The following is a 7,725-nucleotide window of genomic DNA, read 5'->3' as shown; positions in this document are numbered from 1 at the left end:
CTCATTCGAGGATAGGGTCGGGGACTGCGAGGTCGATTTTTTCGCCGTCGACGAACGCGGTGACGGGCGTGTAGTTGGGTGGGAGGTAGTCGTCGGCGGGAGTGAGGAGGAGGACGTCAGCGTCGCGTCGGCAGGAGCAGCGTGCTCCGTGGACGGGGACAGAGTCGGGGAGTTCGTCGACGTCGACGTCGGGGTCGGCCTCGAAGGCGTCCGCGGGTATCTGGGGCGTGCCGGCGGTGGCCGGCTTCCGACAGAGAGTGCAGTCGAGTTCGCCGAGGACGTCGTCGACGTCGGCGAGGCGGACGAGTTCGCGCGGGGCGACGAGGTCGCCGTAGTTCTCGCGAGTCGTCATCGTTAGAGGTCCTCCTCGGTTCCGGCGTGGGGGATGACGTCGTCCTCGATGAAGCGGACGAACTCGGCCGTCTCCATATCGCCGTAGACCTCGATGTAGCCGCTGGAGGCGGCGTAGCCGCGGACGGGACCGAACCGCTCAGACTGAAGGGTAAAGCGGGCCTGTGAGAGGGCTTCGGCCCGGAGGTTGCTCTCGTAGAGTTCGCCGATGCCGACTTCGGTGTCCTGGCGGACGTCGCTGCCGTGGGACGTGACGGTGTCGACGGGGCCGAGAGTGTTCATGCCGGCCGTGGTGACGGAGTAGACGTCGTGAGCGCCGAGGAACTCCCCGAGTCGGAGTCGGGCGGGCTCCATGACGGGGCGGCCGACGATGTCGAGAGCAAACTGTCCATCGCTCGAATCGACGAGGACGAAACCGTCGTGTCGGTCGGTGGCTTCCGCGCCGGAAACGTCGGCCCACTGCTGGGTTTTCTCGACTTTAGCGCCGATTCGGATGCCGCCGGACTCCGTGACGACGGCGCTCTCAACTTCTTCAACGCGCTCGCGAAGGACGCGACCCTCGAAGCAGATCGCGTCGCCGCGAAGGTCGTGTTGTTCGCTGACGTCGACGCCGATGCGGACGTCGTGGCCGGCTTCGCGAGAGGTGTGAATCTGGCTCTCGACTTCGTCGAGGCGGGTGCCGTCGATGGGGATGCCGAGGGTTCCGCGTTTCACGCGTCGCCCTCCTCTTGGCCGAAGAAGTCGTCGAGGAACCCGGCGCGGATGTCGTCGACGTCGCGGCCGCCATCAGTGACGAGCGTCGCCTGCTCGGTGTCCGGCTCCGGCTTCCGCGACATGAGCCACTGATGCTTGTCCCACTCGGGAGCGTTCGCGGGTGGCATCTCGGAGTCCTCCCGCGTCGAGTGCGTCACGCCGACGATGTCGCACGCGACCACCTCGGCCGACTCGACCGCCCATTCCCGAGCAACCTGCTCTGGACTCTGTTGCTCGTCAACCATGTTGGACGGGTAGAGGTCTCCCCAGTCGTAGCGATGCGCGCACTTGACCATCGACACGACTTTGCCGACTGACGGCGCGCGACGCGCCTCTATCGTCGCTGGTGGCGTCGTGTCTCCAACGTCGAGGCGAGCTTGTTCGATACCGCTCGTCGACTGAACGTCGCGGCCGCCGTCGGTCATCAACGTCGCCTGTCCCCCCTCACTCGGCGGCAGGATACCGTTCTCCGTCGCGTCCGCCGCGAGCTCCTCGAAGCCGTCGACGAGTTCGAGATTCCGTGTCGCCGCAGCCTCGAAGTAGTCGACGAACCCGAACTCCGTCTCGCGTGGAACCCATAACTGCGTGCGCCACGCCGCCAAGAGAGCCGCGTCAACCGCGAACCGTTCAAGCTCTCCCTCGCGTTCGACGTCGCTCACAGGTCTAACACCTCCTTGACCTCCTCGATGGGAACCGGCTGCCAGTGGTCGAGGAGTTCGTCCTCGGTGGTGAGAGACTCGTTCGTGCCGACACCGGAGACTTTGCCGAACGTGTACTGTTTGAAGGCGCGTAGCTGGGTGAGCGAGTCGTCGGTGGTGGCGTCGTAGTTCCAGACGCGGGCGGTGACGACGTAGTAGTCGTCGGCGTCGAGGTCGTCATCGTCGGCCGCGGCGGGCTTGAAGCACTGGCCGGGCTGGTACTCGAACTCGGGCGGCGTCGGGAGGTGGTTGGTGGCGACGTCGGAGTCGCGGGTGTCGTCGTCGGGATCGTGCTCGCTGGCGTCCCGGAGGCGGCGACGGATGCGCCGGCAGGTTCCTTCGACGACGTCGTCACGGGACGCGCCGAGTTTGTCCTCGGCGGCGACGAGCTCCTCGATGTCGTCGACGACGCGGAGGGCGGTGGCGAGGTCGATTCGGCCGAGGTCTCGTCCACCGTCGGCGCGCGCTTCCTGCTCGGCGTCGAGGTCGTCGCGGCGGCAGTCGGCACAGACGACTTCGGCGGAGAAGGCGGGGCCGCCGCACTCGGGACACTCGGGGAGGTCGACGTCCTCCTGGGCGCGCTCTTCGGAGCGCTTCGCGCGTTCGCAGTCGGAGCAGGTTCGGCGGTCGGTGAGTCGGCCGCAGACACGGCACGACATCACGCGTTCACCTCGGGTTCGGCGAGGAGGAGCTGGCGCGCTTCGCGGAGTCGGTGGACGACGTCGAAGGGGACGTCGTTGTTCTCGCTGGCGGCTCGAAGGCGAGAGAAGGCGTTGTTGAGGCGCTGGGCGCGGACCTCCTCGTCGGCCATCGTCGCGACGACGATGTCGCTCCGGGCCTGTGAGAGCGTGTTGGTGAGTCCGTCGCGGCAGGATGGGCGGTTAGAGTGGTCGGCGGCGCGGTCGCGTGCGTCGTCGACAGCGTTGAGCGCGGCGGTTAGTCGGGAAGACCTATGCGTCTGGGTCGTGTCGTGTCGAGTGGTGCGTTTCATGGTCAGCCGTGCATGGCACCAGTAAGCACCAGCCCTGAACGCTCGTCTTGCCCGTGGCGCGCGTCTGGGCTCTCGTCGGGGCGTGGTGGGACACGCCTCCGACGTTCCGTTTTACCGTCGCAAAGCGACAGTGCCGTTAAGCCGTTGGGAGCGGCCCGGAATCCCCGGAATCCTTATGCCGGGAGAGCCAGAAGAACAACCACGGGCAAGAGTCCGGGGTGAGGTGCTCCAACACCGGCGACCCCCGGACGGCGGTTGCTTCTGATGCTAACTCGTTCTACATAGTCAGGGGTCTTAAGCTTTAGCCACCTGAACGGCAACATCGGACCAATCACACGGGAACTTAATACCAGCAATCGTAGAGGTTTATCCGTGTGACCCGGAGACAGTGGGATATGTACCGCCGCGTTGAGTGGCTCGTCCCGGCCGATAGGGCCATCCTCGGCCTCCTCGCGGCGGATAGACGGTTAACGCTCCAACCCGGAAATATCGCTCAAAGCGTCGGATACACGCGCCAACACGTCGGTCGACGATGCCGGATTCTCTACGATAAGACGCTGCTCGACCGGGAGGACGACGGCTACTACAGAATAACCGACTTCGGCGTCGAGGTGCTCGATGAGCAGATGCCGCCGGAGGAGTTGGAGGAGCGAGTTGAAGAACGTCAACGCGACCTCGGTCGGGGTCCGTATGGGGACGAGTAAGCCGCCAGTAGGCGCGGTACTGCTCGCTCACGAATTGCTCGAATCGGATTACGATTTGCTCGCGCGGGACGGCTGGATGGTTATGGGCGCGGGCACGGGCGTCATGTGCTGGGAGTACGGCGGTCTCCGGGAGCAGGCGTCGGGCGACGTCGCTCTCGACTTAGAGTTCTCGACGTCGTGGGAGACGGGAGAGGTGCGCGACCTCTACGCCGACGTCGTCGAGGAGTAGGGTTTTCAGCTCTCAACGCGGTGTCACGGACATGAAGAGACGAGCGGTTCTAAGCGCGGCGGCGCTGGCGAGTGTGGCGGGGTGCACCTCGACGAGCCGGTCGACGTCCGGATCGACGACGACCTCGACGGCGAGCTCGGGCGAGCCGACGACTCGAACGACAGAGTCGTCAGAAATCTCGCGGCTCGCGATGGGCGAGTGGTTTTCGGGCCGGCGGTGGGGCGTCCGGATGGACGAGGTTCGGTATCGTCGAGAGTTCTCCGCGCCGGAACCGGCGCATGAGGGCGTGACGCTCCCGGAGAGCGAGCGGCTGGCGATTATGTCGATGACGGTAACAGCACGCGAGAAGTCCGGGGACTCTTGCACACGCTAATTCTGTGAAATGAACGCGGGGGTCTGAGCGCTGTTCGGTCGCGGTTTGCATCGTTATTCCTCAGAATCTTGAGACTGGTCGCAGACGATGTCGCGCAGCTCGTTACCGAGGTCGCCGTGAGCGTCCAGGGCCTCGATGTCGTCTTCCAGACGCTGGAGTCGTGAGCGAATGCGGGAAACGGTCTGGTAGCGGTACTCGTCGGTGATGTCGTCAGCTTCGCCGCTGACGATGTCGCGCTCGCGCTCAGTGAGAAGCGCGCGCCTATCCGTCATGCGCAGTTGTTCAGCTTCGGCCATACAGTATCTTGCGAACCCCAGCCGCATAATGGTTGCGTCCAAGCAAGCAACGTTGCGGGTATAGTGCTAACCTTTATGGTGTTGCGTACATGTTGTAGATGTATGAGCGCGAAAGCTCAGTCCGCGACGGTCGAACCGAACGCCGACACCCCGGCTGAAGAACTATCGGAGACGCTCACGCAGGCACTCGAAGCCGCGTGCCGCGCTGTCGAAAACGCAAGCCCGCTGGAGCGTGCCGCTCGGAAGGGCGAGCGCGACGCCTACCAGATGGCGCTCGGCAACGTCCAGAACTACGGCGACCTGGAGTGGACGCACGAGGTCTGCCGCGACCGCGAAGCCTCCTACCGGCTCAAGTCCATCGACAGCGAGGACACGAGCCCGCACATGGTCCGGAAGTACAACGCGCAGTTCCAGACGTTCGGTCGCATCGCGGACCGCATCGAGGAGCTCACGGAGATCGGAGGCGAGTGACGATGGCAGAACTCATCGACAAATCGTCTGGCGGCCAAGAACGGTACGACAGCGAATGCCCGGAGTGCGGGTCAGAGAACGTCTGGCGGTCAGACACCTACGACCTGAGCGAACTCAGTTCCACTTCGCCGTGGTGCGAGGACTGCGGCTACGGCTGGATGGAGTCGGTCTAACCCTGGTTGGCACGTTTCCAGGGTTCGGTTCCCTGGCAGGGCCTGGGGCTGTGGTGGGCCCCAACCCAGGAGAGAGTGTTCCCCACTCCCTCGGTCCCCGTTCGCCTCGGTCGGCGTACCGCGGTTCGATTCCGCGGCGAGGTCTGTATGACTAGATGGGCAATCGTCGGCTGCGGGAGTCAGAAGCTGGACCTGTCCGGCGACAAGGGTCCGGTGGCGATCTCGCGGCTGTACACCTCGAACTACTTCGAACTCAAACGCGAGTACGCGAAGGAGTGCTGCGACAAGTACCGGATCCTTTCTGCGAAACACGGCCTCGTGAGTCCGGGGTTCTACGTGGAGGACGACTACGACCTGACGGTCACGGACCTCGATGCTAAGCAGCGCGAGGAGTGGGTCGGAGACGTGAGCGCCGAGCTTCGGAAGATCGGTGAGTACCACCCCGACTACACGCTCGTGATGCTCGCCGGGCAGGACTACCTCGACCCGCTGTCCGAGGCGTTGGAGTACCTGCCGAACGAGATCGAACGCCCGTTCGCCGACACCAGCGGCATCGGCGAGCAGATGGGCTGGCTGAAGGACCAGATCGAGACGGCAGACAAGGAACCGGAAGCCGAGAATGACGACGGTCCTACGACGCTGGACGCGTTCTAAGTATGGTCCGGAAACCACACCTTCCCGATGGCTACGAGCTTCCGAGCGAGGTGAACGGCTGGATCCACGACCCAGAGTCGAACCGCAACGGACACGTCTGGACCGGTGCGGACGACCCGCGGTCGGTCGGCGTCTTCTCCAGCGTCGGCGATCGGGTCCGGGTCGCTGTCTTCGACGACCGCGTCTGCGGGTTCTGCAACAAGATCGAGCCGTTCGACCGCGAGTTCGAGGCCGACGAGACGGAGGCCGAGGCGGTCGCGTGGGGGATCGAGCAGGCGGCCGAGTGGATGGAACGGCACCACCCGAGCGAGTGGGACCACCCGGCTGTCTACGACGCCGTGTTCGACCCGCCGGTCGGGTTCGTGCTCGACCAGTACTACCTCGAACAACGCCAGCACATCGTCTGCTACCGGCAAGAAGGTGAGGAGAAGGACGTGAACCTGAGCGGACGTCCGCCGGACACGGATCCGTCGCTGGAGACGCGGAAGTATCTGTACGTGGAGGCATGGCGTGGCAGCGGGAACGCGACGGTCGCCCTCGCGCCGTGGCTTCGTGCTCACGATGATGAGAAACACGAAGTGCTGGATCTACCTGAAGAGTGCGGCCTGCCTGTCGCGCTGAAGCTGGCGCGAGAGTGGGTCGCTGAAGAGACTGGCCAGACGCGGGAGGAGCCCGCAGCTGGGCAGAGCGACCTCGGAGCGTGGTCGGCGTGACCCTGGACGGCGTACGCGGGTTCGATCCCCGCGCAGGGTGTCGGGTGGCGACCAACCGCCGTGATACGATGAGTACGAAAACAATCACTCGTGAGGTACCGATACAGGAGTGTCTGAACGGGAAGACACGCGACGAGTCAAACCTTGACGACGACGCTATCGAAGACTTCGTAGAGTGGACGAAGGAAATCGAACGGTCAGAGGCGCTCCGCGAGGTCGCCCGACAGCGCTTGGACGAAGACGAGCTTCCTGAAGCGACCTCGCTGCTCTGGATCGACGCCGCGGAGGTTTACTGCCTCTGTAGCTCCTGCTACCACGAAAATCGAGACGGCGCGTGGACGGGATCGACCCAGAACCCGAACCAAGCCGAGCTCCGGCAGAAGCTGAACGAACGCCTCGAAGAAGGTACTCCTTGTTCCTTCTGCAAGAGTGATCGAATTGAGCAATTGAAGGAGGAACTTGCCGACGAAGTGGACGTTGAGGTGGTGGTCGTCGAATGAGCCACCCTTGCGCAGTCTGTGGACGTGGTGTTGAACCTGACACAGACCACGTGGAGATCGAGGCCGAGACGATCTGGATGGACGACCGCAACGACAAGCGCTCGTACATCCTGCACCTCGGGTGCGCGATGCGAACCATCGACGCCTGGGAGGAACCAGTATGACTCTCGGACCGATGCAGATCGGGAAGAAGGCGACCGTCCGCGTCGCCATGGTGATGGAGTACACCGTGGAGGTAGAGATGCCGGTGGACGGCGACCCCGGCGAGCAGGCCGACCTCGAACTCTTCGCGTTCGACCGCTTCGGCGACTACGACGACAAGGACATCGTCCACTCAGAGATACTGGAGGAAGAACCGATCTACGAAGACGAACGCGAGGAAGAGGACTGGCCAAGCTATGTCTGAGAACGAACTTCCTGAGCCTGGAGAAATCCGCGCGCTGAACGGGCTGTCGTGGGAGCCGTGGGTGCTGGTCACTCGCGTCGAACCAGACGGCGACGGGAACATGCTGGCGCGCTTCGGGGTGCTCGACCAGATGGACGACGACGTACTGGAGCCGGTACCGGACAACCGCGTCGCCGATCTCGAAGCGAGTGTCGGCGACCGCGACTGGCGGGAGCTCATCGCCGAAGCGGTGGACGAGAACGAGGAGATCGACAAGCGCTGGTGTCCCGTGGGCCGCCTTGATGTCCTCGGAACGCCCGGCATCCAGGGCTGTGACGGCGAAGAGGAGGATGCGCGGTACCGGAATCCGCCAGATTTCGCTGGTATAGACCCGTCGCCGGGAATCGAGTGACGCCGCTGGGTTTTTCTACTCC

At 64.2% G+C, this 7,725-nt stretch carries 17 protein-coding genes; 10 read left to right on the top strand and 7 right to left on the bottom strand.

What is annotated here, in order from left to right:
* Position 1 precedes the first annotated feature (1 nt).
* The 5 genes from IEY26_RS17310 to IEY26_RS17290 are packed head-to-tail and all read right to left on the bottom strand — an operon-like array spanning position 2 to position 2,793.
* A complete protein-coding gene (locus IEY26_RS17310; RefSeq protein WP_188981081.1) occupies positions 2-352 on the bottom strand; it encodes a hypothetical protein in 351 nt (116 codons plus the stop codon).
* Positions 353-354: 2 nt separating this feature from the next.
* Entirely contained in the window at positions 355-1,065 is a 711-nt protein-coding gene (locus IEY26_RS17305) for a hypothetical protein (RefSeq protein ID WP_188981080.1), read from the bottom strand.
* On the bottom strand, positions 1,062-1,763 hold the full coding sequence (locus IEY26_RS17300) for a hypothetical protein (protein WP_188981079.1): 702 nt from the start codon (positions 1,761-1,763) through the stop codon (positions 1,062-1,064). The genes IEY26_RS17305 and IEY26_RS17300 overlap by 4 nt, the downstream gene beginning before the upstream one ends.
* A complete protein-coding gene (locus IEY26_RS17295; RefSeq protein ID WP_188981078.1) occupies positions 1,760-2,461 on the bottom strand; it encodes a hypothetical protein in 702 nt (233 codons plus the stop codon). The genes IEY26_RS17300 and IEY26_RS17295 overlap by 4 nt, the downstream gene beginning before the upstream one ends.
* The gene (locus tag IEY26_RS17290) at positions 2,461-2,793 is read right to left on the bottom strand and encodes a hypothetical protein (protein WP_188981077.1); all 333 of its coding nucleotides are present in this window, start codon (positions 2,791-2,793) and stop codon (positions 2,461-2,463) included. Before IEY26_RS17290 ends, IEY26_RS17295 begins: the two co-directional genes overlap by 1 nt.
* Positions 2,794-3,188: 395 nt before the next feature.
* On the opposite strand from IEY26_RS17290, the gene IEY26_RS17285 reads away from it, so the two are divergent.
* Both IEY26_RS17285 and IEY26_RS17280 read left to right on the top strand, forming a co-directional pair.
* Complete coding sequence (locus IEY26_RS17285; RefSeq protein WP_188981076.1) at positions 3,189-3,497, top strand: helix-turn-helix domain-containing protein; 309 nt, start codon at positions 3,189-3,191, stop codon at positions 3,495-3,497.
* On the top strand, positions 3,484-3,726 hold the full coding sequence (locus tag IEY26_RS17280; protein WP_188981075.1) for a hypothetical protein: 243 nt from the start codon (positions 3,484-3,486) through the stop codon (positions 3,724-3,726). The genes IEY26_RS17285 and IEY26_RS17280 overlap by 14 nt, the downstream gene beginning before the upstream one ends.
* Positions 3,727-3,738: 12 nt before the next feature.
* On the opposite strand, the gene IEY26_RS17275 is transcribed toward IEY26_RS17280, so the two are convergent.
* Together IEY26_RS17275 and IEY26_RS17270 are read right to left on the bottom strand one after the other, a co-directional pair.
* Positions 3,739-4,092: a hypothetical protein gene (locus tag IEY26_RS17275; protein WP_188981074.1), complete on the bottom strand. Its 354-nt coding sequence runs from the start codon at positions 4,090-4,092 to the stop codon at positions 3,739-3,741.
* A gap of 60 nt (positions 4,093-4,152) precedes the next feature.
* The gene (locus tag IEY26_RS17270; RefSeq protein ID WP_229774207.1) at positions 4,153-4,395 is read right to left on the bottom strand and encodes a hypothetical protein; all 243 of its coding nucleotides are present in this window, start codon (positions 4,393-4,395) and stop codon (positions 4,153-4,155) included.
* A 102-nt stretch (positions 4,396-4,497) separates the two neighbouring features.
* On the opposite strand from IEY26_RS17270, the gene IEY26_RS17265 reads away from it, so the two are divergent.
* From IEY26_RS17265 to IEY26_RS17230, 8 genes are all read left to right on the top strand, one after another.
* Entirely contained in the window at positions 4,498-4,866 is a 369-nt protein-coding gene (locus IEY26_RS17265) for a hypothetical protein (RefSeq protein WP_188981073.1), read from the top strand.
* Positions 4,867-4,868: 2 nt separating this feature from the next.
* Positions 4,869-5,039, top strand: a complete 171-nt coding sequence (locus IEY26_RS17260; protein ID WP_188981072.1) for a hypothetical protein — start codon at positions 4,869-4,871, stop codon at positions 5,037-5,039.
* Between the two features lie 147 nt (positions 5,040-5,186).
* The gene (locus IEY26_RS17255; RefSeq protein WP_188981071.1) at positions 5,187-5,693 is read left to right on the top strand and encodes a DUF6884 domain-containing protein; all 507 of its coding nucleotides are present in this window, start codon (positions 5,187-5,189) and stop codon (positions 5,691-5,693) included.
* Positions 5,694-5,695: 2 nt separating this feature from the next.
* Positions 5,696-6,406, top strand: a complete 711-nt coding sequence (locus tag IEY26_RS17250) for a hypothetical protein (RefSeq protein WP_188981070.1) — start codon at positions 5,696-5,698, stop codon at positions 6,404-6,406.
* Positions 6,403-6,906 carry a hypothetical protein gene (locus IEY26_RS17245; protein WP_229774206.1) on the top strand — a complete coding sequence of 168 codons (504 nt, stop codon included), beginning with the start codon at positions 6,403-6,405 and terminating at the stop codon, positions 6,904-6,906. The genes IEY26_RS17250 and IEY26_RS17245 overlap by 4 nt, the downstream gene beginning before the upstream one ends.
* Positions 6,903-7,070, top strand: a complete 168-nt coding sequence (locus IEY26_RS17240; RefSeq protein WP_188981068.1) for a hypothetical protein — start codon at positions 6,903-6,905, stop codon at positions 7,068-7,070. The genes IEY26_RS17245 and IEY26_RS17240 overlap by 4 nt, the downstream gene beginning before the upstream one ends.
* On the top strand, positions 7,067-7,312 hold the full coding sequence (locus IEY26_RS17235) for a hypothetical protein (RefSeq protein ID WP_188981067.1): 246 nt from the start codon (positions 7,067-7,069) through the stop codon (positions 7,310-7,312). The genes IEY26_RS17240 and IEY26_RS17235 overlap by 4 nt, the downstream gene beginning before the upstream one ends.
* Positions 7,305-7,703, top strand: coding sequence for a hypothetical protein (locus IEY26_RS17230; RefSeq protein ID WP_188981066.1), 399 nt, complete (start codon positions 7,305-7,307; stop codon positions 7,701-7,703). Before IEY26_RS17235 ends, IEY26_RS17230 begins: the two co-directional genes overlap by 8 nt.
* Positions 7,704-7,725 lie beyond the last annotated feature (22 nt).

It is taken from the genome of Halocalculus aciditolerans, from assembly GCF_014647475.1.
Classification (GTDB): Archaea; Halobacteriota; Halobacteria; order Halobacteriales; family Halobacteriaceae; genus Halocalculus; species Halocalculus aciditolerans.
This window is presented reverse-complemented; position numbering and strand designations above follow the sequence as displayed.

Bases quoted from the DNA above. Each gene is read 5' to 3' on its own strand.
- IEY26_RS17265 (WP_188981073.1), top strand. From the start codon at position 4,498: ATGAGCGCGAAAGCTCAGTCCGCGACGGTCGAACCGAACGCCGACACC.
- IEY26_RS17235 (WP_188981067.1), top strand. From the start codon at position 7,067: ATGACTCTCGGACCGATGCAGATCGGGAAGAAGGCGACCGTCCGCGTC.
- IEY26_RS17290 (WP_188981077.1), bottom strand. From the start codon at position 2,793: ATGAAACGCACCACTCGACACGACACGACCCAGACGCATAGGTCTTCC.
- IEY26_RS17270 (WP_229774207.1), bottom strand. From the start codon at position 4,395: ATGGCCGAAGCTGAACAACTGCGCATGACGGATAGGCGCGCGCTTCTC.
- IEY26_RS17250 (WP_188981070.1), top strand. From the start codon at position 5,696: ATGGTCCGGAAACCACACCTTCCCGATGGCTACGAGCTTCCGAGCGAG.
- IEY26_RS17310 (WP_188981081.1), bottom strand. From the start codon at position 352: ATGACGACTCGCGAGAACTACGGCGACCTCGTCGCCCCGCGCGAACTC.
- IEY26_RS17240 (WP_188981068.1), top strand. From the start codon at position 6,903: ATGAGCCACCCTTGCGCAGTCTGTGGACGTGGTGTTGAACCTGACACA.
- IEY26_RS17260 (WP_188981072.1), top strand. From the start codon at position 4,869: ATGGCAGAACTCATCGACAAATCGTCTGGCGGCCAAGAACGGTACGAC.
- IEY26_RS17295 (WP_188981078.1), bottom strand. From the start codon at position 2,461: ATGTCGTGCCGTGTCTGCGGCCGACTCACCGACCGCCGAACCTGCTCC.
- IEY26_RS17280 (WP_188981075.1), top strand. From the start codon at position 3,484: ATGGGGACGAGTAAGCCGCCAGTAGGCGCGGTACTGCTCGCTCACGAA.
- IEY26_RS17255 (WP_188981071.1), top strand. From the start codon at position 5,187: ATGACTAGATGGGCAATCGTCGGCTGCGGGAGTCAGAAGCTGGACCTG.
- IEY26_RS17285 (WP_188981076.1), top strand. From the start codon at position 3,189: ATGTACCGCCGCGTTGAGTGGCTCGTCCCGGCCGATAGGGCCATCCTC.
- IEY26_RS17230 (WP_188981066.1), top strand. From the start codon at position 7,305: ATGTCTGAGAACGAACTTCCTGAGCCTGGAGAAATCCGCGCGCTGAAC.